Here is a 22,942-nt window from a genome sequence, read left to right as displayed (position 1 = left end):
TACTAATAACAGATTATTATTGTATAATCGTAGATTGTGGCCCCACTGGAGAGGTGGCCGAGTGGTTGAAGGCGCAGCACTGGAAATGCTGTTTAGGGGTGACTCTAACGAGGGTTCGAATCCCTCCCTCTCCGTCCCTTAATTTTAGGCGATTTGACGCAACAGTGACGCAACACCGCTCTTAAGAACTTATACAAGATACTTGTCGCTTGAATTCGTAGAACCCGCCATTAGCTATGGCTCTAGCTAGGTTGTGGTTCTTCATCAAGTTATTTTTATCTGCTTGTTTATAGGGGGTTGGAGAATCTACCTTTCGGAGTTCACAAAGAGCGTGAAAAGTTCGATCGCCAAGTTGCCGAGATTAAGGAAAATAATACCATCTTACAGACTAAATGCGCCGAACGGCAAAAGCAAATAATCCTTCTTTGTACAGAAAATACTTCTCTCAACAGCGAATTAAAAAAGCTCAAAGAAAAAACTGCTAAGCAAGAAACTCGCCAACGTCTAGTGCTGTTAAAACTTGACAAAGTACAACATTCTGTTAAAGTTGCTCTCTGCTCTTCTAAGGTTACTGAATTCCCGCTGAAAAAAACAGAAATTAATCCTCCAATTCAAAATCTCTTTCAGCAACTAAAGCCTATAAAAATCGTTCCTGAAATTTCAGTCAAAGAACCTTGCACATATATTTACGTTGATGGAAATAATTTACGCTATGCGTGCGAACTATTGGGAATTGAACTTGACTTCAATAGTTTACGTATAAAACTCACTCAAGATGCTGCTAAAACCAAATTTAAGTATTATTTCGGAGTTCAGGTGTGAAATTCTCTTGAATTTCTCGATACAGACGGTTCTGATGGCTCTTAACTGCTGCTAGATAATGATTGCCAGTGGCGATAATTGTTTCGATAGTTTTTTTGGGTGTTAATCGCATCAAAAGCAAAGACCACTCCCGAAACCGCTAAATTTTTGATTAACTCTGGCCGGGCAGTAATTTCATTACTCCCGTAATTAACTTGCTGCGGTGGTAGAATTAATCCTCTTTCAACCACATAAGCCGTTACCAGAATAATTGCCGGATGTGGCTCGCTTTCTGGGTTATCTTCTTGAACTAAGTATGAGCCTCTTAATGTCTTGCCGTCTAAACTTATAGTTTCTCCGGCTTCTGGCACGACACCAAAAAAGCTAGCTAGCCTCAGCGCCTAGTCTTGATAATCTGTATTGAGCAATACTCTTCTGATAGCACTGTAGGATGGAATACGTTCTATCTCAAACAAGTGGCATTCCCTCAAACGCTTTGAGAATTGCTATTTGATTCATTTACTCTCTTGGCTTTTACTTTACCATAGACATCATAACATCTAGAATGAAATAGCCCTGTTTCGGGAGAATCTGTTTCCAGAGTGTTAACTATTGGTGGTCAAGAACCAGCAGCACCACCAAAGTATTATGTTATCTAGGTTTTAGGATAATTAAGGAGGTTTTGTAACATGGTCATCGACACCACTCACCAAATCCCCAAAACCCTATATTTTTCGTTAAGTGGTGTCGATTGCTTATAGGACAAGGATTTGAGGTATGTGTTTTGTTCGATTTTTGGGAGGATGTACTCCCCACCGATTGGGTTAATTCGGATTAGTTGGAAACGCAGTGAAGAAGGTTCCACAAGCTACCTCGTTAGAAAACCCTACCGATTGAGTTAAATCGGATTAGTTAGTCGTTCCTGAAAAACTCAAAAACCTAATCAAATCGGGACTTCTAGGCAATAAAATCTGGGTAATATCAAATCCGGATGAATGACCACAATAACTGGTAGTGCGAAAAATCCTTCGCTATCTCTCAGAAGGGAATGATGCCTTCTTTTACTTCCTCTCATCTTATGGTATATTTGTTCTATCCCAACCACGGGGGTTTGCTTACTTACCGCCCGGACTCATCTCATTTCGTCGATACTCCCAGGTGCGATCGCGATGGTTACGTTAAAGCTAGAACCAGTCATTCATTTGAGCGCCGAACAGTTTACCCAACTGTGTTATGCCAATCCCGATGCCAAATTAGAACTGACCGCACGAGGAGAATTAGTTGTCATGTCGCCGACGGGTGGAGAAAGCGGTTCTCGCAATCTTAAACTATCTCAAAGATTGGGGAACTGGACCGATAGCGACGGCACTGGAATCGCCTTTGATTCTTCTACAATGTTCCAACTACCTAACTCATCGTTTCGTTCTCCCGATGCCTCCTGGATAAGCTTAGTCCAATGGAATAATCTTAGTGCCGACGAGCGCCAAACTTTTCCTCCCATCTGCCCTGAATTTGTTGCCGAACTAAGCTCGCCATCCGATAGCCTCAAAGATTTGCGCGACAAAATGCAAGAGTATATCGATAACGGAGCGCGACTGGGATGGTTGCTCGACCCTATGAGCAAAATGGTAGAAATTTACCGTCCCGGACAGCCCCCCGAAATTTTACAAAATCCATCTCAGTTATCAGGTGAAAATGTTCTGCCAGGTTTTGTCCTCGATTTAGAAGGAATTCTTTATTGATTTACCCGTACTGATTACTGCAATCTCTCTCCTTCTAAAATCAACACCTATCGCGTTGTCGATCTTGGCAGTTTCTGGAGTTTCTGACCGCACGCGTGCGGTCGCCTTCCGCGACTTTAGCTAAATAACGCCTAGAACTTTAGTTCTAGGCTCAAAGCTCAACTCGATTAAAATCGACTAAAATTCCTATCGAGTCTTCGTTAGAAGACTTTTTCGATCGGCCAGGAAATTAATGACAACAGCAGTTGTTGAGAATGGCGCAAGATCTCAGTGCAAATAAACTTGGGCTAAAGTAGGATTCTGACCAGTTAGCTTACCTTTATGGCAGTGAAACTTGTGAAAGTTGATAGATAATTTAAGGAAGCGATCGGCAACGGCATGTTCAATCTTTTCTATCGCAATCGTCTCCTGCTAATTCTTAGCATTGGTCTGATTCTGGTCTGGGGGTTGTCGTCCTTCCTGAGCCTGCCTCGGATGGAAGATCCGGTAGGCGTGGAGCGAGGAGCGCTAGTGACGACTCGCTTTCCGGGAGCAACGCCGGAACGCGTAGAGGCGCTGGTATCCGAGCCGATAGAACAGGAGCTAGACGAAATCGAAGAGGTAGATTGGGTGGAATCTAGCTCTCAGGTTGAGATTTCGATTATCTATGTAGAACTTTACGATTGGGTGAAAGATGTCGAGCCAGTGTGGTCGCGGGTGCGCGATCGCCTTAACGACGTCGTTTCCCAATTACCTGCTGGCGCCCGGGAACCAGAATTCCGAGAAACCGACGTGCGAGCTAATGCTGCGATCGTCGCTCTTACCTGGGAGTTAGACTCTCCTGCCAACTATGCAATTCTGCGACGTTGGAGCAAGGAATTAGAAAATCGCCTCCGCGCAATCAGCGGTACGGAGAAAGTCGAGTTCTTTGGCGCTCCCGACGAAGAAATCGTAGTGGAGGTAAATCCAAAAGAACTCGCAGGACTGGGACTGACGGCACAAGAGGTAGTAGAGCAAATCGAAGCTAGCGATGCCAAGGTTTCGGCGGGACAAGTGCGGGGGCAGCAGAACGATTTACTGCTGGAGGTCGAAGGGGAGTTAGACTCGCTGGAGAGAATTCGGCGCATCCCGATTCGGACGAGCGCAAGCGGACAGTTTGCTCGGTTGAGCGATATCGCTCGCATCGAGAAGGGTATCGCCGTGCCTGCCACCACGCTAGCGTGGGTGAGCGGTAAACCCGCGATCGCGCTGGGCGTGTTAGTGGAGTCAAACAGACGATTGGATGTGTGGAAACAGGAGGCGAGTGAAGTGCTTGCCCAATTCCGCACCGAGCTGCCGAAGGGCATTAGCGTGCAGGTCATTCTCAATCAGAATCGCTATGTGGAGGCAAGGATCGATTCAGTAATTCAAGAACTGATTGTCGGCTCGCTGCTGGCAATGACGACGGTATTTCTCTTGATGGGCTGGCGTTCGGCACTAGTAATAGGGGTTACTTTGCCGCTGTCGGGTCTGATGGTATTCGGGGAGATGAATGTTTTGGGAATCCCCCTGCATCAGATTTCCATCGTCGGCATGATTATTGCCCTGGGGCTGTTGATCGATAACGCGATCGTCATAGCAGACGAAGTGCAGGTTCGCTTGCTCAAGGGAATGACAGCGGCAGACGCGATCGCCCAAAGCGTCCGCACTATGGGCATTCCCCTCTTCAGTTCCACGCTGACTACCGCGATCGCCTTCATGCCGATCGCACTAGCTTCTGGCAGTATCGGCGAGTTCGTCAATACTATCGGCATTACGGCAATTTTCGGACTGTTTAGTTCTCTGTTTGTTTCCCTGACAATCTTGCCAGCACTAGCGGGAAAGCTGCACGATTGGCGACCGATTGCTAGCGCTCCAAGTTGGTGGCAGGCGGGATTTTCCCATCCTCGCCTCACCCGAATCTATCGCTGGTCGTTAGATCGCGCCTTCAGCAAACCCATGCTAGCCATTAGCCTTGCTTTGGTGATGCCCGTCATGGGTTTTACTCTATTTCCTCACTTGGAGGAGCAATTTTTTCCCCCTTCGGGACGCGATCAATTTTCGATTGAGTTTGAACTTTCCACTCAAAGTTCCATAAAAGAAACCGAGTCTACGGTTTTGCAAGCGCGGAAACTGATTCGACAACAACCTGGCGTAGAAGACGTACATTGGTTTGTCGGTAGCAACGCCCCAAAAATTTATTACAACTCTCCGACCGGTCGGGAGTCAGCCAATTATGCCCAGGCGATCGTGCAACTGCGTCCCAACATCCCCCCCCATCTCGCGATTCAAAATCTCCAGAAACTACTAGAGCAAGCGTTTCCGCAAGCACGAGTGCTGGTGCGTCAATTAGAACAAGGACCAGCCTATGAGGCACCAGTTGAAATGCGGCTCTACGGACCCGATCTCAGGCAATTACAAGCGCTCGGCGAACAGTTGCGCTCGGAACTCGCTAAAGTCGATCGCGTGATTCAGACGCGAGCAACCCTTGGAGAATCTCTGCCAACATTGGCGCTGAGCCTGGACGAGGAACAAGCTCGTATCGCCGGACTCGACAAAACGGCGATCGCCCAACAACTCGACACGACTTTAGAGGGAACGGTCGGCGGCTCAGTCTTAGAAGGGACTGAAGAACTCCCCGTGCGGGTACGCCTGTCAGCGGGCGATCGCGCCGACCTCAGCCAAATCAGATCCCTCAATTTGCGCTCCTCTTCGGGCAGCGAATCGGCTCAACCAATCCCGCTTTCTGCGTTGGGCAAACTCGAGCTGATTCCCGAACAAGCTGCTATCGTCCGCCGGGACGGACAACGGGTTAATACAATCGATGGATTCGTCGCGGCAGGAGTACTTCCCTCGGTGGTACTGAAAGATTTTCAAGCTCGACTCAAAGCGAGTGGGTTTACTTTACCCTCTGGTTATCGGTTAGAAATCGGTGGCGAGGCAGAGGAACGCAACTCGGCTGTTGCTAATTTAGTGTCTACCGTCGGCGTGCTGGGAATCCTGATGCTGGCAACTCTGGTGCTGACGTTCAATTCCTTTATCCTAGCCGGACTGGTTGTGGTTGTGGCTATCCTCTCAGTAGGACTGGGATTCCTTGCTCTGTGGGTTTCTGGCTCTCCCTTCGGATTTACCGCCGTCGTGGGCACGATCGGACTGATTGGGATTGCCGTCAATGAGTCCACAGTAACCCTGGCGGCACTCCTTGAAGATCGCTGGGCGCGACGGGGCGATCGCAAGGCAACGGGCGAAGTGGTTCTTCATGCTACTCGTCACATGATTACTACTACGATTACTGATGTGGCTGGGTTTGCACCGCTCCTGGTCGATCCGACGGGTTTTTGGAATCCGTTGGCGATTGTCGTTGCTGGAGGGTTAGGAGGCACAACCTTTCTTGCTCTCTACTTTTTGCCTGCCGTCTACGTGTTGCTGAAGCGAAGAACAGCGCGATCGGTTCAAATGCAGTAAATAACTATTGGGGTTGGCATTATATGCAATGCAACCATCTTGGTCGCGAGCGAGACGCTCGCACTCCTGACGGAAACGCCTTTATTCAAACCTAGAAGTGCGCGAAGAATAGTTTTAGGAATTACAACTGTAGCTGCGATCGCATCTTCAACGCTCGTTTTTGTCGTTGCTCGCCATCTCCTCTCCGCTCAGGTAACTAAGTCCAGTTCGCCTTCTAAAACGCTCGTTGCGGTTAAGCGATCGTCCGTTGATGCTGTTGCCGCCCAAGGACGTTTGGAACCTCAAGGAGAAGTTATTAACTTGTCTGCCCCTAACTCGTCGGAAAGCGTGCGAGTCGATCGGATGTTAGTCAAAGTAGGAGATAAAGTTAAAGCTGGAGAGACGATCGCCATTCTCGACAACCGCGATCGCCTCGAAGCCGCTCTCAAACGAAGCCGAACCCAAGTCAGAGTCGCTCGAGCTCGTCTGGCGAAAATCCAAGCAGGTGCAAAAAAAGGCGCGATCGAGGCTCAAAAAGCCAATATTAATGGCATAGAAGCCGAACTGCAAGGGCAAATAAATAGCCGTTCATCAAGCTAACATCGATCGCATTAAAGCTGAATTACACAATGCTAAAATCGAATGTTGGCGCTACCAAAAGTTATATCAAGATGGCGTGCTTTCGGCTTCCGAACGCGACAATACCTGTTTGAAACAAGACACCCTTCAAGACCAGTTAGAGGAAGCCCAAGCCACTCGCAACCGAACCGAGAAAACCCTTCTCAAGCAGCTTTCCAAAGCCCAAGCTACCTTAGAGGAAATCGCCGAAGTCCGACCCGTCGATGTAGGGGTTGCAGTTGCCGAACTCGAAGAAGCTCAGGCAGCCATGAAACAAGCCCAGGCTAATCTGAATGCAGCTTACATCCGCGCTCCCGAAAACGGTCAAATTCTCAAAATTCATACTCGACCGGGAGAAGCGATCGCAGACCAAGGGATTGTGGCAATTGGAAAAACCGATCAGATGTACGCGATCGCAGAAGTCTACGAAACCGATATTAGCAAAATCCGCGTCGGTCAAAAAGCCAAGATTACCAGCTTCGGATTTCTCGGAGAGTTGTCGGGTAGGGTCGATGAAATTGGTTTGCAAATTGGCAAAAAAGATGTTCTCAGTACCGATCCAACTGCCGATGTTGACTCCAGAGTCGTCGAAGTGAAAATCCGCCTCGATTCGACCGCTAGCCAGAAAGTTGCCGGGTTGACCAACTTACAGGTTAATGTCGTCATCGCTCTCAACGAAGGCGAAAACCGGGCAAGTTTATTGCCTCGCCAAAATAAATTGTTGTAGAAGATCTAAGACGGCTGGTCGAATTTCGTGTCCCATGTCGAATTCGTGATACTCAACCGTTGCGCCTATGGCGGTTAGCTCATCCCTTGCCTGTCGGGCGGCTTGAACGGGAACGACTGGGTCTTGTCTGCCATGAACGATTAAGATTGGAGGCAAGGGAGAATTGCTAGCTTGTGGCTTGGCATGTAAATAACCGCTCATGCTGCACAAACCCGCTACGGGCAAGTTCAATCCTATATCTAATATCATTGCGCCTCCTTGAGAAAAGCCACTCAAAATCGTGCGTTCTAGAGGAACGCCCGTCTCACTTTCTAGGGATACAAGCCAGTCGAACAGCATTTGCCGACTTTCTAATATACCCGCATAGTCCTCAGTTTCTAGCGCATACCAAGCCTTTCCCCCCGGTACTTGAGGATGGGGAAAAGGCGCATTGGGAAAAAGAAATTGATAATCGGGCAAATTAAACATCGATGCTAGAGGGGCTAAATCCCTAGCATCGGCTCCCCAGCCATGTAGGGCAATAAATAGGTGGGTGGGCCGATTTCCACTAGCAGGGGGAATTGAAATGGCTTCCAGAGACAGAGGTTTTCTCCTAAAGAAATGAAATTTACTTAGCTACATTATTCTGTTTTCATCTCTTTAATACTTTAGCAAAGTTAAGATTATCCTTTTTCCTTTGTACCAATGACTATCCTGCGCGTACAATGGGCAACGGTCTGGGGCGATTTTGTAACCTGTCCTTAGAGGACATCCCAAAAGTCCATTTTGTCATTCCCAGTGCAGTAGAACCTGACGAAGAATCTCTGTTTGGAGTTGGTATACTAATACCATTTCTAAGAAAGAACGCTCTGTTACGAGAATTAATTAGAAAAATTGCCTAGTAATTACGAAGAAGTTGGAATGAGAGGCTCGGTATAAGCAGAAAATCCAGCTTTAATTAAAACATCAACGGCTCTATATTCATTCTGTACCCAATAATTCTGCCCGAAGCGAACAAATTGACGATGTTGTCCGCTGCCAATAATGCCAATGACAGGAACTTTAGCTTGGTTTTTGTCTGCCGATTGTTCTTGCAAAATGACTTTAAGATTTTGTTGAGTAATTAAGTCAGTGGCTTCCTGGAGAGATAGTCTGACCATAACCATTTTTATGGTTTCTATCGGTTCGGCATCTTCGACAATTAGCTGTAGTTTGTCTTCTCTGCGATCGACTTTTCCCCAGAGAATTAGATGAGAATCTTCAATTAAGTATTTCTGAATTTTCTCATAGGCATCGGCAAAGACAACGGCTTCTGCTTGCCCAGAAATATCTTCTATTCCTAGAAATGCCATCGATTTACCTTGCTTGGTTGTAATTCTTTTGACGGCATTTACTATCACAACGGCACTGACTCTTTTCTTAACTTTTTGTTCAAATTCATTTAGGTTGATAGGAGAAAGAATTTGAGTAGTTTTTTGAACAGCTTTTAGCGGATGTTCGGAAACATAGAAGCCCAAAGTAGCTTTTTCTTTTTCTAGTTTCTCTTTTAAGGAAAAATCTTCTACAGGTGAAGCACTAGGCGCTTGTTCAAAACTCGTATCTTGAGAGTTTTTTTCTAAACTGCCGCCCCCCATTATATCAAATAAATTCATCTGACCGCTTTCTTTTTCTCTAGCACGTTTTTGCGCCCAGTTAATAACTAATTCTAAATCGTGCATTAGTTGATTGCGGTTCGGTTGAATTTTGTCAAAGGCTCCTCCTAAAATCAATGTTTCTATAGCATTTTTTTTCACGATTTGTAAGTCGATATGAGAACAAAAATCTGCTAAAGATGTAAACTTGCCACCTGCTTCTTTTCTGGCTTGAATAATATTTTCTATGGCTTTTTCTCCTAATCCTTTTACAGCAGAAAGTCCAAATAAAATTTGTTCGCCGCAGGGAGTAAAATCTTTGTGCGATCGATTGATATCGGGCGGCAAAACATTAATGCCCATTTTCTGGCAATTTTCCCGATATTTTTCAACTTTTTCTTGGCTGTCGCTGCTAGCAGTGAGTAAAGCCGCCATATATTCGACAGGATAATTGGCTTTTAAGTAGGCAGTTTGATAAGTGATGTAAGCATAAGCAGTCGAATGGGATTTATTGAAACAATTGGAAGCTACTAACCCATTTGCTAAAAGAAAATTATGGTCTTTTTCTACACCAATATCGTAGACAGATTGAATTCCTAGCGATTTTCGACTGAGAATTTTGACCATAAATACAAGTTTTTTAAGCCAAGTTTACAAGTATTTTACTCTAATTATCTCTCTTGGCTAAAGTCCCTAAAGAGTTGCACGCAAGATGGCATCTATGTCCGCACTGCGAATGTTCTTTGTCTCGCGATCGCATACATGTTGTTTCTAAAAAAGAACTAGGCAACTCCAACAGCAAGTTTTGAGAGGTAAAGCGAGCGCGACAATTTTCAACCAATTATTAATCTTTTTTACCTAAGATGTCACTCATCTGACAATAGGTGTAGTCGGCGATCGCGTTTGGCAAAAACGGGTAGACGGAGTGAGATTAGGGAGTCGAAGGGGAATAACCATGTTGGAACCAGCGAGAACGGTAGCAATTTTTCAATCTTCCTCTCCTGTAACCTTTGTGGCTGGTGAGATTATCTTTTCCCAAGGAGAGCCAGGTAATACTATAATGTATGGCATCATCGAAGGTGAGATTGAGATATTAGTCGATGACAAGATAGTAGAAACGCTCGCAGCAGGCGATGTTTTTGGCGAAGGATCGTTACTTCGTCCCGACCGTCTGAGAGCTTCGAGTGCGATCGCAAAAAGTGACTGTAAACTGGCATTCCTAGATCGAGAAAGGTTTCTGTTTGCCGCTCAGGAAACACCCCTGTTTGCCCTAGAAGTGATGAAAAGCTATTCAGATCGTCTTCGCCGACTATCGCAGCGATTCGTTACCGAATGCGGTTGATTAGAGTTTCCTGGGATAAGATACGAACATAGCCACTGTGAAGAAAGGAGATTGCTCATGTCTATCTCGGCTACCACACAGAGTATCGATCGGGAAAAACTTTTATACTGCTCCTTTTGTGGTAAAAATCAAGAGCAAGTGCGATTTCTGATTGCTGGATCGATACTAGAACAATTCAATTACAGACTCCATATCTGCGGTGAATGTGTTGAAATAGCCAGTGAAATTATCGAACAGTCGAAGCAGTCGCAGCGAAGCAATACCCAGAGCGATCGCTAAAAATCCAACCATTTTCAACAATCTTAATTTTTATCATGTGCGGACGATTTAGCTTAACTCAATCTGCCGAGACGATTGCCCAAATCTTTCAGTTGCCTGAAATTCCCAATCTAACTCCTCGCTACAATATCGCTCCTACTCAACAAATCGGCACAATTCTCCAAAAAACTCAGCGACAGTTTCAGTGGATGCAGTGGGGATTGATTCCCAGTTGGGCAAAAGATCCGAGCATTGGCAACAAATTAATCAACGCTAGTAGAGCCGAAACCTTAACAGAAAAACCATCTTTTCGCAATCCTTTCAAACACAGGCGCTGTCTGATAATCGCCGATGGTTTCTATGAATGGCAAAAAGTAGACAACCGCAAGCAGCCCTATTATTTTTAAATGCAGGATGGCAAACCCTTTGCCTTCGCTGGTTTGTGGGATACCTGGCAGCCACCCGAAGGAGAAAAAATTGTTTCGTGTACGATTATTACTACCAACACCAACTCCCTCGCGGAGCTTATTCACGATCGCATGCCAGTTATACTAGCGCCGGATAGCTACGATCGATGGCTCGAGCCGAGCTTAACCGATCTCCAAACCCTGCGGGAACTGCTAAAACCTTACGATAGCAAGGCAATGAAAGCGACTCCCGTTAGTTCGGCAGTCAACAATCCTATTAACGAGAAACCCGAATGTATCGCGCCTATCACATAGATTTGTGTTTGTACCCGTAGTACCAACGATTGGTTGTTTGACCGATATTTCTGACGGTATGCGGTTCTCTGGCAGGAATGAGGATTTCTTCTCCGACGCGAGGGCGAAGGATTTGACCGCCGAAAGATAATTCAATTTCTCCTTCTGCGAGCATGACTAGCTCGTCGGTATCGTGAGTATAGTCTGCCCAAATTTGTCCGGGGGGATCGCTCCAGACACCAAAACTAAAGCCGCGCTTTTCCCAATTTTGTTTAATTTCAGAGTATTCCATAATTCTTACATGATGGAAAAAACGTCTCTCTACTCTAATGAATAACGCATCAGAGCCAATCTGGTTACTAGAGCCAAACATTCATTATCTCAATCATGGTTCTTTTGGAGCCACGCCGATCGCAGTTTTAAACTATCAACAATCTCTCAGAGAACGGATGGAACGCGAACCCGTTCGCTTTCTGACGCGAGAATTAGAAGGATTGCTAGATGAAGCGCGATCGCAATTAGCTGATTTTATTGGGACAGATGCGGATGACATAGCTTTTATTCCTAATGCAACTGTAGGTGTCAATACGATTTTGCGTTCTCTAGCCTTTAAGCCAGACGACGAAATCCTGATTACCGATCGTACTTACAACGCCTGCCGCAATGCCGCAGAGTTCGTCGCTCATAGCACTGGTGCAAAAATAGTTGTTGCATCCGTTCCCTTTCCTTTGGAATCTTCCCAACAGGTAGTAACAGCAATCTTAGAGAAAGTTTCGCCGAAAACTAAACTAGCTTTGCTAGACCACGTTACCAGTCCGACAGCCTCGATCTTTCCTATCGAAACCCTGGTTAAGGAATTAGCTCGCCGAGGGATTGATACCCTAGTCGATGGCGCTCATGCGCCTGGTTTTGTTTCTTTAGACCTACGTTCTCTCGATGTTACCTACTATACAGGAAACTGTCACAAATGGTTGTGCGCTCCCAAGGGTGCAGCGTTCCTCTACGTAAGAAAAGATAAGCAAGCTAGCATTCGCCCTCTAGCGATTAGCCATGGATCGAATTCCCCGCGTACAGATCGTTCTCGCTTTCGCTTAGAATTTGATTGGACGGGAACGGACGATCCGACGGCTTATCTATGCGTTCCAGAAGCTATTCGAGTGATGGGATCGCTCCTGCCGGGAGGATGGTCTTCACTGAGGGAGCGCAATCGAAAGCTCGTACTCGCAGCGAGGCAGATTCTCTGTAAAACGCTTGAAGTGGCAATTCCTTGCCCCGACGAGATGCTCGGTTCGATGGCATCGGTTCCCTTGGGAACAGTTCCTCTGTCTTGGGAGTCATTGCAGTCAAAGTTACTGGAGGAGTTTAAGATCGAAGTGCCGATCGTACCTTTATCTGATGGCTCCTGTCTGGTAAGAATTTCAGCTCAATTCTACAACAGGCTCGACCAATATCAATACTTGGCTGAGGTTTTGAAAAGGCTTCTTGGTTAAGTTCGTCTCGACGATAACTTATCACGCGAATTTGCGATCGCTTGTACAATAATCATCTGTTACTTCTCTATCACTACTGCACAAGCGCAAGGCTTTGCGCTCTTTGCCTTCTGAATTCAGACTTCCGATTTCCAACTTTTTTTTATGACTTCCTCCAATCAAATTTATCCCGTTCTTTGGCATCACAATAAAGTATCCTTAATCGATCAAACTCGACTTCCCAACGAATATGAAGTTGTGGAAATCAGTCGTTGCGAGGATATGGCGCAGGCAATTAGAACGATGATCGTGCGAGGTGCGCCAGCTATCGGCGTTGCCGCCGCCTATGGGATGTATCTGGGAGCAAGAGACATTCAAACGAGCGATCGCGATTTATTTTTAAAAGAGTTAGAATCAGTCGCCAATCTATTGCGCCAAACTCGTCCTACCGCAGTCAATTTATTTTGGGCAATTTCTCGAATGCTCAAAACTGCCTATGAAACGATTGGTACGGTTGAAGAAATTAGAGCCAATCTCTTCAAAACTGCCCAAGAAATTCAGTCAGAAGATTTACAAACCTGTAAAGCGATCGGCGATAATGGTTTGGCGGTTTTGCCTTCCAAACCCGATAAGCTAACTATCCTCACTCACTGCAATACTGGATCGCTAGCAACGGCTGGATACGGTACGGCTTTGGGAGTCATTCGCTCTGCTTGGTATCGAGGACGGCTGGCAAGAGTCTATGCCGATGAAACTCGTCCTCGCCTCCAGGGAGCCAAATTAACGGCTTGGGAATGCGTCCAAGAAGGTATCCCTGTAACGTTGATTACCGATAGTATGGCGGCTCACTGTATGAAACAAGGACTAATTGATGCGGCAATTGTTGGTGCAGATAGAATCGCCGCCAATGGAGATACTGCTAATAAAATTGGCACTTATTCTTTGGCAGTAGTCGCTAAAATGCATAACGTTCCTTTCTTCGTTGCCGCACCCCTTTCTACTATCGATTTCGACTTGCCAAATGGCGATTCGATTCCGATTGAAGAACGCCATCCCTCAGAAATTTATCAAATTGGAGAAACGACTATTTGTCCTGGTGGAGTAGAGTTTTATAATCCGGCTTTTGATGTTACAAATGCTGAATTAATTACTGCCATTATTACCGAGAAAGGTGCAGTTAAACCCGGTGAATTGTCATCGATACTCGCTCGGCGATAAATCGTCAATCGTTAACGAATTCCGATCGCATACTAATGAAAGAATTTGATGTTGTCATTGTAGGGGCAGGTCCTGCGGGTTGCTACTGCGCGCGATTGTTAGCTAAATCGAATTATCAAGTTTTATTGATAGAGCAATGCGAACATTTCTATCAAAATAATTTTTCTAGCGCGGCTACTCCGTTGGAAACATTAGAAAAATTCAATTTACCTCAAGATGTTGTGGCAAGTTTTTGGCAAAATCTAACGATAGTTACCTCTAAAGTTAGTCAGAATTGGGAATCTCAGAAAACTTTAGGGGCGGTTTTGGATTTTGCCAAACTAAGAGAATTTCTGGCTAAAGAAGTCGAGAGAAATGGAGGAGAAGTTTGGCTGGGTCATCGCTATCTAAAATCTTGGCAAGAAGCTGAAAAAACGGTTGTCTCAATTAAACCTAAAAATAGCGACGCAATCGCCGTTTCGACTAAAGTTCTAGTCGATGCTACCGGTTATGCTAGAGCGGTTATGTATGAGAAAAAGCGCGATCGTCCCAAGTTTCTTAAAGGAACTGGCATAGAGTATTTGATAGAAGTCAGCAATCGCGATTATGAAAAATATTCCAATTTTCTTGTTTTTTTTATGGGTTACAAATGGATTCCTAAGGGGTATTCTTGGATATTTCCCATGAATAATAATCAACTGAAAGTGGGTTCGGCTTGGTTGGAACAACCTCACAAATTTATCGATCGCGTTAAACCTTTAAAAGAATATATTTACTTAATTTTTAAAGAATATATACAACTCGAGCGCTATAAAATTGTTGACATTCATGGTTCTATTCTTGAATATTCCATCGGATTAAACGATCGATACTTCCGAGACAATATCATCGCTATTGGCGATGCAGTTTCTACTGTCAACTTTTTGGGAGGAGAGGGCATCCGACACGCAATGAAAGGGGCAGAAATTGCCAATGAATATATTCAAGAGTATCTAAAAGGCAAGATTGAAAATTTTCAAGGCTATCAAAAATCTATGCATAAATACTTTGTCTATAAATGGAATATCTCCGCTCGGATTAGCCGTCGCGTTTATCTAGAATATCCCGATGAAAAGATCGATCGCAGAGTTGCTGCTTTAAAATATCTTTCAGTAGAAGATATGATGGAGATTTTATTTAATTACAAATTTGAGAAGGTAACCAACTTACTTCGGCATTATTCAACGGTCAAAATAGAAAGAGTGCTAAACGCTATAAAAAGTGCGATCGCCAGTTTGATCGGGGCTATTTCATTCTCGAAAGCCAGAGAATAAATTCTCTGTCTTTGGCTATTGCATGGGGAAACGAAGCGCGATCGCATTATTCAAAAGCTAATACCATTGCTAAAAAAGAGCGCAACCAATTATACTAAGTTGCTATCAAATGTCGAATAATGATAAAAGAGATCGAGAAAAGCACTTATTTGAGTTAGCTTTACCAAAACTTTAAATAAATAAAATGAATTGGCTAAAAACAATACTCCAACCTAACTATTGGTTACTGAGTCTAGCTGCAGCTTTAGTTGCCCTTCATTTAACCTACCTAAGCAAGGCAGATGAGCCTAATTTAATGAGCCTGAGCCTCTTATTTTGGTTGGGAATCGCCTCCTCTATCTGGGATAGGCGCGACAAATTAAATCTAGAAAGTGGAATTTTCTCAACCTTTCTCGGCATATCTTTAATTGCTCTAATTCTGCTGCGAAGTTTGGCGCCGGCAGGATATCATATTCGGATTTCACCGTTTGTCTCAGGCTTGGGTTTGTGTTTGATAGCATCTGGCATCAAGCGATTGCATCACTACTGGAAAGAGCTTCTGATTCTAGGTTTATTAGTTCTCTATCCAGTTTTTTCTGGATTGCTTAAGGCTATCGATTTGTCAACGCTGACGGCTAAATTCTCTACCTTTATGCTTTGGGCGGCTGGATTTAATGCCTATCGAGAAGGCACTCAGATCCTGATGCCGACGGGAAGAGTCGAAGTGTATGGTGCTTGTTCTGGGATAGATAGTATTATTTTGATGTTGTGTATCTCGGTGCTTTTTTTGCTGATAGTGCCTCTAAGCCGAGTCCAGCAAACAATCTGTATGTTAGTAGCCATCGTCTTAGGATTTTTTATTAACAGCTTGCGAGTGTCTATTCTGGCAATCTTGGTGGCTTATTCCCAACAAAACGCTTTCGATTACTGGCATGGCGGTGATGGAAGTTTTATTTTCTCGATGATTTCAGTCTTCTTGTTTGGGACGTTTTGCTGGTGGGCATATGTTCGCCATTTAACAGTTACTCCTAATTCCGGTGAACCTCGATGATAGCATTCCGATGGCAGCCCATAAGAATTGTCGCGATCGCTTTAACCCTGGGTGGCGTAGTCGGCGTACTCGCAAAGGCAATTTTATTCCCCCATGCGGAGAACGAGCGTCAGTTAGGTACCTTTGACTTTCCCGCTACAGTTCCCATACCGCAATGGCAACTGGTTAGTGCCAAACCACTAACGGCAACTAAACCGTCACAATCCGATTTCGGCAAACGGTATCAATACAGTCAAAATCAAAAGCGCGTGGAGCTCGAGGCGCGTTACGAGCACTATACAGATGGCAATATCGGTCGTCTGCTAGTCGTTTACACGCCAATCGAACCCGCAACCGTCGTGCCGACCGTCAAATATCGAGAAGATATCGGCTATTATAGTCTGTTCGAGTACAAGGAAAAAGCCTATCTCAGCGCCTGTCTCAATCCTGTGGGTCAAAGTACGGTCACCGAACAACAATTCGTTCAAAATAAATATAGCTACGGTTGGAGTCCCCAACGGACGATTGGGTGGATTTTAGGTCACGACGATCTGTTGGACGGGCGCTGTTTGTGGACGCTGTTATCTACTCCGAGTGCCTCAAATTCTGGTTCGACTTCCCAAGAAGCTTATCAAAATCTAGAAACTGTCTGGTTTAGCTGGCATAGATGGTGGAAATCGAAGCTGAAACGGTGAAGAGCTGCACTCAGCATGACCAAATAAAATTCATCCCGACGCGATCGCTGGCTTTTAACTGCGAAATAATCGCGTATACTGTGTCTGATGGGCCATACTAGCAAGGGCTAATCCCCAACTGCAACTGCTTAACTCTTCATCTTTTAAGCATAAAATCTCCTGGGTTGCCCGAATTATCAGGTCGCGCAGATTGAGGAGAATCTGTTGACCTGCTGTTTGACCGAGAGGAATTAATTTGACTCCTGCACTGATTAAATTCGCTGCCCAACTCTGTAAATAACCGATAATTGTTACTTGGGGATCGATTTGCCAGCAGGCAGCAGCAATGCCAAAGGCAACTGCATAGTTACAGGGAGAATCGATCGCACCAGCAATTGACTGGAGTTGAGGTTGTAGCTCAATTAATAGTTTCAGCAGCGATCTCCCCATTTGCCAACTCTGCTGTCGCAATTCTTCGGTTTCTCTAGCGGCAGACAGCCAAGCATTCCACTTCGCAATTGCTTTTAAATCCTCACCGCGAAAGCTTTGATAGGTTCGCAGCATCACTGCCGCTTCTATGCGAATCGATCCGTATTGCAATTGTTGCCTTATCCAATCTTGTAGGGTTTCTTTGCTATTAATAACGCCGCGATCGACTAACGCTTCCAGTCCTTCAGAATAACTATAAGCTCCTACGGGTAATGCAGGACTGACGAGTTGTAATAAAGATAAAAGTGTGGAGTCATCGAGCATTTTTTTCACAGCCACCGGATCTTCAACACAAGAAAGTAAATCAGTATTGACAACCAGGAAAACTCAGCCAGAAAAGGATTTAAGTAAGCGATCGCTATCGAACTTAGAAAAATCATTGGCGGCACTAACGTGCGATAGGTAAGAGAGCGAATCAGGCGATGAGAGAGACTAGAAGCCACTAAACGGCGATGGCTGGAAGCATACCACCAGAGTAGCGCTTTCATTAGTCCCACGAACGCCATACTGCCAGCATAAAAGATTACCGCTAGTCGCTGTCCGCTGTAATCGTTCAAAATAGCAGTGGAAAAAGGCAGAAACGCAATACACATCAAAAAGCCAATGTTTAACCAGACTAAGATGTAGTTGTAGTGCTTGATGTAGCGGAAGTAACGGTGGTGGCTCACCCAGTAAAAGCCAATAACCAGGAAACTGACAATATAACCATGAAACTGGGGTGAAATCGAGCTTAGGTAACCCGATAGTGAAGTTCTTGCTAGATGACTGCTATTTTCAGGGAGTTTGAGATTGAATGCTAACAAGGTAATGGCAATGGCAAAGACAGCATCGCTAAAAAAAATAATCCGCTCAAACTCTATCTTTTTCTTTTTCATATCTTTACCTACGACAAGCACCATTGAAAGCCTTAAAAGTGTTGCTTTTTTTAGGACTGTTGGGTTGCAATTCTCAAAACCTTATAAAAGCCATGTGACATTCTCATGACAATTGAGTAACAAACTTGTGACCAAAATAATTCGGAATTGCGAACTGCCTCTACCAAGCAACGCCGAATTCGCTTAATTATTAACTATGTGCGTGATAAGCTCCGATTTCTGGTTGAAAAGGAACGATTTCTTCGATCGCCGTTACTCCCATTCGTTCTAACATGTCTTTGAGTACGGGATCGGGAGACAAGCGTAAATAGTTAGGCGCAACTTCTAAAGGAACGTGGCGATTTCCGAGATGATAAGCTGCCCGCAGTAAATCTAGAGGATTTTGAGCCGTTACCGTCAATACGGGTTCTGGTTTAGCTGCAATTTTAATAATTTCTCCGGTTTCCGCTTTCAGTAAATCCCCATCTTGTAAGATTGTCCCCCTCGGCAAGCGCAGAAACAAACTTTGTCCGTCAGGAGTTTCAAAGCGATGGCGGCTGCGAGTTCGTTCTTCAGCCGAAAGCGATAAAGTGAATAAAGGAATGACTGGCTGGGGAATAATCGAGCGATCGATAACCCGAGATAAGCGTTCGGTAAAAGTCAGCATGGCTCTATAATTGGGATCGACAGATTAATTCTGACTTTTTTATTTGCGTTGCCTGATGCGAATCATTGCATTTTGAATGCGTCTTTCTAATTCGCGATCGGATCGTACCCTTAATGTAATAGCATTAAACTCAGCAACAGTTAAACCGCTCTTTTCAACAATTGTTTTAGAACTCGTGCAGTAGTCTACAGCAACTCTTTGAGCTTCTCTAGGGAGATTTCTGAAAGTGTTGGGTCGATCGCAAATAATATCTGGGGGCGACTGACCGATAATTTGTTGAATTTTTTGGTAAGCTTGTTGGCGACGGGTTTCTATTTCTAAAACTGCCCTAGCATATTTCATTATTTGTTCTTCACTAAACTCTTGAGTTCGCGCATAGGAACTGAAAATAATCCTGGCGGAATGCCAGGAAAATTCAGGGATAACGCCGCAAAGAATGCTCATTGCTGCCATCACACAAGCTATTAAAGAACGAGTAAAGACTCTGTTCAAATCAAACGAGACACAGTCAATAACAATCATGCGCGTTATTCGGCAAATATATTATCATAGCCAAATCTCCACAGAGATTCTCTGACTTTTTTTGAATTAATTTATGTACTAGAAGTTCCATAGTTGAAGATTGCCAAGCAATGGCTGGCAAGAAAAGAAATTCCTAACGAACTCTTGGCTGCTTGCCGAGCGCTAATTCCTCTTTCGTTAAACATGAGCACGATTACCAATACATCAGAGAAAAACGCATCCGCTTTCGTTCATATTCCTGTTCTAAGTCGGGAATTAATCGCTCGATTAAAGATTAATCCAGGCGGGCATTACCTCGATGCCACAATTGGAGGAGGAGGACATAGCCGCTTAATTCTAGAAACTTTTCCAGATGTGAAGGTAACGGGCATCGATCGCGACGAACGAGCAATCGCAGCGGCAAAGGCAAATTTAGCAGAATATGGCGCGGAGCGTTTGACATTTTGGCAGGGAAACTTTGCTGACTATCAACCGGAGAACGCAAGGTATGATGGGATTATAGCTGATTTAGGGGTCAGTTCGGCTCAATTAGATATTCCCGATCGCGGTTTTAGTTTTCGCCACCAAGCCCCTCTAGATATGCGCATGGATCGCACTCAGTCCCTGACTGCCGCAGACATTATCAATGATTGGGACGAGGAGGAGTTAGCCAAGATTTTCTACGAATACGGAGAAGAAAGACTGTCGCGGCGCATTGCCAAACAGATCGTTCGCCAGCGTCCTTTTCAAACTACAACAGAACTAGCCGAGGCGATCGCTCGTTGCGTTCCTCCAAAATATCGCTATGGCAGAATTCACCCCGCCACCCGCGTTTTTCAAGCTCTTCGCATTGCCGTCAATCAGGAACTGGAATCTTTAGAACGCTTTCTCGACAAAGCGCCTCATTGGCTGAAAATAGGCGGCAGAATTGGTATTATTAGTTTTCATAGTCTAGAAGATCGCATCGTCAAACATCGTCTGCGCGACTCACCTTTATTAGAAGTCCTTACCAAGAAGCCTATTACTCCTCAACCCGACGAAGAAGCGCAAAATCCTCGTTCTCGCTCAGCAAAATTGCGATTGGCTCAACGTAAAGAAACCTGAGAACAAATTAGCCCATGTGGGATATTATATTAAAGTTTGTGAACAAATAAACTAATAAATTAGCCCGTCTAACACGGAATCAACCCATATTACTCCTGCTTACCCAAAATGTTTGATTGTATTGTTGTCGGCGCTGGTCCTGCGGGAGCAACTGCCGCTTATCATCTAGCTAAACTAGGACGCTCGGTTTTAGTATTAGAAAAAGTCGCTTTACCGCGTTATAAACCCTGTGGTGGAGGAGTTTCACCCGCGATCGCCAAGTGGTTTGACTTTGATTTTACCCCCGTTATTAACAACACCATCACCAAGGTGCAATATACCTGGAAAATGGGCGATCCCATGGAAACCGAATTAAACATGAAAGAACCCATGTGGATGGTGAAACGCGATGAGTTCGACAATTATTTGATCGAGCAAGTCCAACAAAAAGGCGCACGGGTAAAAGATAATACGGAAGTTAAGGCAATCTCCCCTAACAGCCAAAGCTGGCAAGTTAATACATCTGACGGAATCTATGAAGCTTCCTATCTGATCGCCGCTGATGGGGGTAGGAGTTTGCTAACCCAGTTGTTGGGGTTGAAGCCGCGTCAAGAATTTCTCGGCGCCACGCTGGAAGTCAAAACTGCCGTACCCGCCGACAAGCAACATACCGCCTACTTTGACTTTGGGACGCTCAAGAATGGCTACATCTGGAACTTTCCCAAAGCCGATGGATATTCTCTGAGTGCAGGCTGCATGCGCGGTAAAACCAAACCCGATGAATTGAAAAAGCATCTTACTGACTATGCTAAAGCGTTTGGAATCGACCTAGCGAATAGTCGCTATAGCGATTATTCCCTGAGTTTGTGGACGGAAAACCAACCCTTACACGCCAATCGCGCCGTTATTGCAGGCGAGGCAGCAGGAATTCTCGATCCCTTGAGTGGCGAGGGAATTCGCCCTTCTATTTTTACAGGCATGAAAGCGGCAGAAGCGATCGATCGCGCGATCGCAGGCGACGGACAAGCTTTGGCAAACTATACCCAAGTCATCGCTCAGGAATGGGGTTCTGATATGGTTTTGGCTCACCGCTTGGCTGGATTATTCTATCAGTTTCCCAAAATTGCCTACAAATTCGGTGTCAAGCGACCTACCGCAGCACAAGTCATGGCTAAAATTCTCTGTGGAGAGTTGCGTTATGGCGATATTACCGAGTATGCAATGCAGCGATTGAAAAAGAGTTTGATTCCGGGAATGGGAAATTAGCTATGGACTTATAGAGATGTAGCTAGGTGCCTCTACATCTCTATTAAAATCTAAGCTCGCATTAATGCTTTTCTTAAACTGTCGCAACCATCGATGCGTCCTTAGCTGCCATATAGAGGATCAAGTCGAGCATGCGCATTGAGTAACCCCACTCGTTGTCGTACCAAGCGATGACTTTGAAAAAGTTCGAGTTCAGTTCGATTCCGGCTTTAGCATCAAAGATACTCGAATGGTAGTCGCCAGTAAAGTCGCTGGAGACGACTTCATCTTCGGTATAACCCAGAATACCTTTCATTTCGCCTTCCGCTGCTGCTTTCATCGCCGCGCAGATTTCTTGGTAAGAAGTGGCTTTTTCGGTACGGAAGGTCAAATCGACCACCGATACATCTGGAGTAGGAACTCGGAATGCCATTCCCGTAAGCTTGCCTTTCAACTCTGGCAAGACTAAGGTCACTGCCTTAGCAGCACCAGTAGAAGCGGGGATAATGTTTTGCGCCGCTCCCCGTCCGCCGCGCCAATCTTTTTTGGAGGGACCATCGACGGTTGGCTGAGTGGCAGTCATGGCGTGAACCGTTGTCATCAGTCCTTCCGCTAAACCAAAGTTGTCGTGGATGACTTTGGCGATAGGCGCGAGACAGTTAGTCGTACAGCTAGCATTGGATACGATGGTATCTTTAGCGGGGTCGTAGGTCTGATGATTGACTCCCACTAATAGGGTGCGGATTTTATCGGGGTCTTTTGAGGGAGCGGAAATGATGACTCGCTTAGCTCCTGCCTTCAGGTGTTTGGAAGCTCCTTCGTAGGTGGTAAATAAGCCAGTGGACTCAACGACGTAATCAACTCCGTATTGCTTCCAAGGCAGTTCTTCAGGGTTTTTGATGGAGACGCAAGGAATAAATTTGTCATTGACGACGATTCCGTCCTCTTTTGCTTCTACGGTACCCGAAAAACGACCGTGGGTGGAGTCGTATTTTAACAAATAGGCAATATTGTCTGGCGGGACGAGATCGTTGATGCAACAAAATTCAATTTCTGGGTTATCGATTCCCGCGCGAAACATGAGTCTTCCGATACGACCGAACCCGTTAATCCCAATTTTGACTGTCATGAAAATATCTCCTTATTATGCTCGTCGAGTTGGAGAAAGGTAAAGATGGCTGTCAGCCAAGCTTATGTTTTT

Annotated in this window: 23 protein-coding genes, 1 tRNA gene and 1 pseudogene; 16 read left to right on the top strand and 9 right to left on the bottom strand. The window is 45.2% G+C overall.

The genetic code is table 11. The features are described from left to right. The first annotated feature begins 47 nt into the window (after positions 1-47). A tRNA-Ser gene (locus tag PLE7327_RS20640) sits at positions 48-134 on the top strand. Between the two features lie 163 nt (positions 135-297). Then, entirely contained in the window at positions 298-822 is a 525-nt protein-coding gene (locus PLE7327_RS20635; RefSeq protein ID WP_015145706.1) for a hypothetical protein, read from the top strand. A gap of 41 nt (positions 823-863) precedes the next feature. Here the strand turns inward: PLE7327_RS20635 and PLE7327_RS20630 are convergent, their stop codons facing one another. Beyond that, the gene (locus PLE7327_RS20630) at positions 864-1,172 is read right to left on the bottom strand and encodes a hypothetical protein (protein ID WP_051036492.1); all 309 of its coding nucleotides are present in this window, start codon (positions 1,170-1,172) and stop codon (positions 864-866) included. A gap of 798 nt (positions 1,173-1,970) precedes the next feature. Here PLE7327_RS20630 and PLE7327_RS20625 point away from each other — a divergent pair. From PLE7327_RS20625 to PLE7327_RS25485, 4 genes are all read left to right on the top strand, one after another. Then, entirely contained in the window at positions 1,971-2,543 is a 573-nt protein-coding gene (locus tag PLE7327_RS20625; RefSeq protein WP_015145705.1) for a Uma2 family endonuclease, read from the top strand. A gap of 378 nt (positions 2,544-2,921) precedes the next feature. Then, positions 2,922-6,005 (top strand): efflux RND transporter permease subunit, encoded by a 3,084-nt coding sequence (locus PLE7327_RS20620; protein WP_015145704.1) that lies wholly within the window; start codon positions 2,922-2,924, stop codon positions 6,003-6,005. 39 nt (positions 6,006-6,044) lie between these two features. Continuing rightward, complete coding sequence (locus tag PLE7327_RS25490; protein WP_217523237.1) at positions 6,045-6,584, top strand: biotin/lipoyl-binding protein; 540 nt, start codon at positions 6,045-6,047, stop codon at positions 6,582-6,584. Then, complete coding sequence (locus tag PLE7327_RS25485; protein WP_217523480.1) at positions 6,565-7,329, top strand: efflux RND transporter periplasmic adaptor subunit; 765 nt, start codon at positions 6,565-6,567, stop codon at positions 7,327-7,329. Before PLE7327_RS25490 ends, PLE7327_RS25485 begins: the two co-directional genes overlap by 20 nt. Here the strand turns inward: PLE7327_RS25485 and PLE7327_RS20610 are convergent. After that, positions 7,300-7,911 (bottom strand): alpha/beta hydrolase, encoded by a 612-nt coding sequence (locus tag PLE7327_RS20610; protein WP_015145703.1) that lies wholly within the window; start codon positions 7,909-7,911, stop codon positions 7,300-7,302. The genes PLE7327_RS25485 and PLE7327_RS20610 overlap by 30 nt on opposite strands. A gap of 302 nt (positions 7,912-8,213) precedes the next feature. Beyond that, positions 8,214-9,566 (bottom strand): trans-splicing intein-formed DNA polymerase III subunit alpha C-terminal partner DnaE-C, encoded by a 1,353-nt coding sequence (locus PLE7327_RS20605; protein WP_015145701.1) that lies wholly within the window; start codon positions 9,564-9,566, stop codon positions 8,214-8,216. Positions 9,567-9,894: 328 nt separating this feature from the next. Here PLE7327_RS20605 and PLE7327_RS20600 point away from each other — a divergent pair, with 328 nt between their 5' ends. From PLE7327_RS20600 to PLE7327_RS26035, 3 genes and pseudogenes are all read left to right on the top strand, one after another. Further along, positions 9,895-10,281, top strand: coding sequence for a cyclic nucleotide-binding domain-containing protein (locus tag PLE7327_RS20600; protein WP_015145700.1), 387 nt, complete (start codon positions 9,895-9,897; stop codon positions 10,279-10,281). Positions 10,282-10,338: 57 nt separating this feature from the next. Continuing rightward, the gene (locus PLE7327_RS23775; protein ID WP_015145699.1) at positions 10,339-10,560 is read left to right on the top strand and encodes a ClpX C4-type zinc finger protein; all 222 of its coding nucleotides are present in this window, start codon (positions 10,339-10,341) and stop codon (positions 10,558-10,560) included. 35 nt (positions 10,561-10,595) lie between these two features. Next, positions 10,596-11,261 (top strand): annotated as a pseudogene (locus PLE7327_RS26035) (SOS response-associated peptidase). On the opposite strand, the gene PLE7327_RS20590 reads toward PLE7327_RS26035, so the two are convergent. Further along, positions 11,254-11,532: a cupin domain-containing protein gene (locus PLE7327_RS20590; RefSeq protein WP_015145698.1), complete on the bottom strand. Its 279-nt coding sequence runs from the start codon at positions 11,530-11,532 to the stop codon at positions 11,254-11,256. The pseudogene PLE7327_RS26035 and the gene PLE7327_RS20590 sit on opposite strands and share 8 nt — an antisense overlap. Before the next feature lie 37 nt (positions 11,533-11,569). Here PLE7327_RS20590 and PLE7327_RS20585 point away from each other — a divergent pair, with 37 nt between their 5' ends. From PLE7327_RS20585 to PLE7327_RS20565, 5 genes are all read left to right on the top strand, one after another. Beyond that, positions 11,570-12,730, top strand: coding sequence for an aminotransferase class V-fold PLP-dependent enzyme (locus PLE7327_RS20585; RefSeq protein WP_015145697.1), 1,161 nt, complete (start codon positions 11,570-11,572; stop codon positions 12,728-12,730). A 144-nt stretch (positions 12,731-12,874) separates the two neighbouring features. Further along, positions 12,875-13,927 (top strand): S-methyl-5-thioribose-1-phosphate isomerase, encoded by a 1,053-nt coding sequence (mtnA, locus tag PLE7327_RS20580; RefSeq protein ID WP_015145696.1) that lies wholly within the window; start codon positions 12,875-12,877, stop codon positions 13,925-13,927. A 35-nt stretch (positions 13,928-13,962) separates the two neighbouring features. Beyond that, positions 13,963-15,219, top strand: a complete 1,257-nt coding sequence (locus PLE7327_RS20575; protein WP_015145695.1) for an NAD(P)/FAD-dependent oxidoreductase — start codon at positions 13,963-13,965, stop codon at positions 15,217-15,219. Positions 15,220-15,403: 184 nt separating this feature from the next. Beyond that, positions 15,404-16,249, top strand: a complete 846-nt coding sequence (gene crtA, locus PLE7327_RS20570; RefSeq protein ID WP_015145694.1) for a cyanoexosortase A — start codon at positions 15,404-15,406, stop codon at positions 16,247-16,249. Continuing rightward, the gene (locus PLE7327_RS20565) at positions 16,246-16,923 is read left to right on the top strand and encodes a cyanoexosortase A system-associated protein (RefSeq protein WP_015145693.1); all 678 of its coding nucleotides are present in this window, start codon (positions 16,246-16,248) and stop codon (positions 16,921-16,923) included. Before crtA ends, PLE7327_RS20565 begins: the two co-directional genes overlap by 4 nt. Before the next feature lie 54 nt (positions 16,924-16,977). Here the strand turns inward: PLE7327_RS20565 and PLE7327_RS20560 are convergent, their stop codons facing one another. From PLE7327_RS20560 to PLE7327_RS20545, 4 genes are all read right to left on the bottom strand, one after another. Beyond that, complete coding sequence (locus tag PLE7327_RS20560; RefSeq protein ID WP_015145692.1) at positions 16,978-17,655, bottom strand: urease accessory protein UreF; 678 nt, start codon at positions 17,653-17,655, stop codon at positions 16,978-16,980. A 5-nt stretch (positions 17,656-17,660) separates the two neighbouring features. Then, positions 17,661-18,266: a TMEM175 family protein gene (locus tag PLE7327_RS20555; protein WP_144266234.1), complete on the bottom strand. Its 606-nt coding sequence runs from the start codon at positions 18,264-18,266 to the stop codon at positions 17,661-17,663. Positions 18,267-18,456: 190 nt separating this feature from the next. Then, on the bottom strand, positions 18,457-18,912 hold the full coding sequence (ureE, locus tag PLE7327_RS20550) for an urease accessory protein UreE (protein ID WP_015145690.1): 456 nt from the start codon (positions 18,910-18,912) through the stop codon (positions 18,457-18,459). Between the two features lie 39 nt (positions 18,913-18,951). Next, positions 18,952-19,365, bottom strand: a complete 414-nt coding sequence (locus PLE7327_RS20545; RefSeq protein ID WP_217523231.1) for a DUF4168 domain-containing protein — start codon at positions 19,363-19,365, stop codon at positions 18,952-18,954. 252 nt (positions 19,366-19,617) lie between these two features. Between PLE7327_RS20545 and rsmH the strand changes: the two genes are divergently transcribed. Together rsmH and PLE7327_RS20535 are read left to right on the top strand one after the other, a co-directional pair. Further along, the gene (gene rsmH / locus PLE7327_RS20540; RefSeq protein WP_041393688.1) at positions 19,618-20,517 is read left to right on the top strand and encodes a 16S rRNA (cytosine(1402)-N(4))-methyltransferase RsmH; all 900 of its coding nucleotides are present in this window, start codon (positions 19,618-19,620) and stop codon (positions 20,515-20,517) included. A 108-nt stretch (positions 20,518-20,625) separates the two neighbouring features. After that, positions 20,626-21,762 carry a geranylgeranyl reductase family protein gene (locus tag PLE7327_RS20535; protein ID WP_015145687.1) on the top strand — a complete coding sequence of 379 codons (1,137 nt, stop codon included), beginning with the start codon at positions 20,626-20,628 and terminating at the stop codon, positions 21,760-21,762. Positions 21,763-21,835: 73 nt separating this feature from the next. On the opposite strand, the gene gap is transcribed toward PLE7327_RS20535, so the two are convergent. Then, positions 21,836-22,870, bottom strand: coding sequence for a type I glyceraldehyde-3-phosphate dehydrogenase (gap, locus tag PLE7327_RS20530; RefSeq protein WP_015145686.1), 1,035 nt, complete (start codon positions 22,868-22,870; stop codon positions 21,836-21,838). Between the last annotated feature and the right edge of the window lie 72 nt (positions 22,871-22,942).

It is taken from the genome of Pleurocapsa sp. PCC 7327, assembly GCF_000317025.1.
In the GTDB taxonomy this organism is placed as follows: Bacteria; Cyanobacteriota; Cyanobacteriia; order Cyanobacteriales; family Microcystaceae; genus Hydrococcus.
The sequence above is the reverse complement of the archived record's forward strand: the minus strand, read 5'-3'. Positions and strand labels throughout refer to the sequence as shown.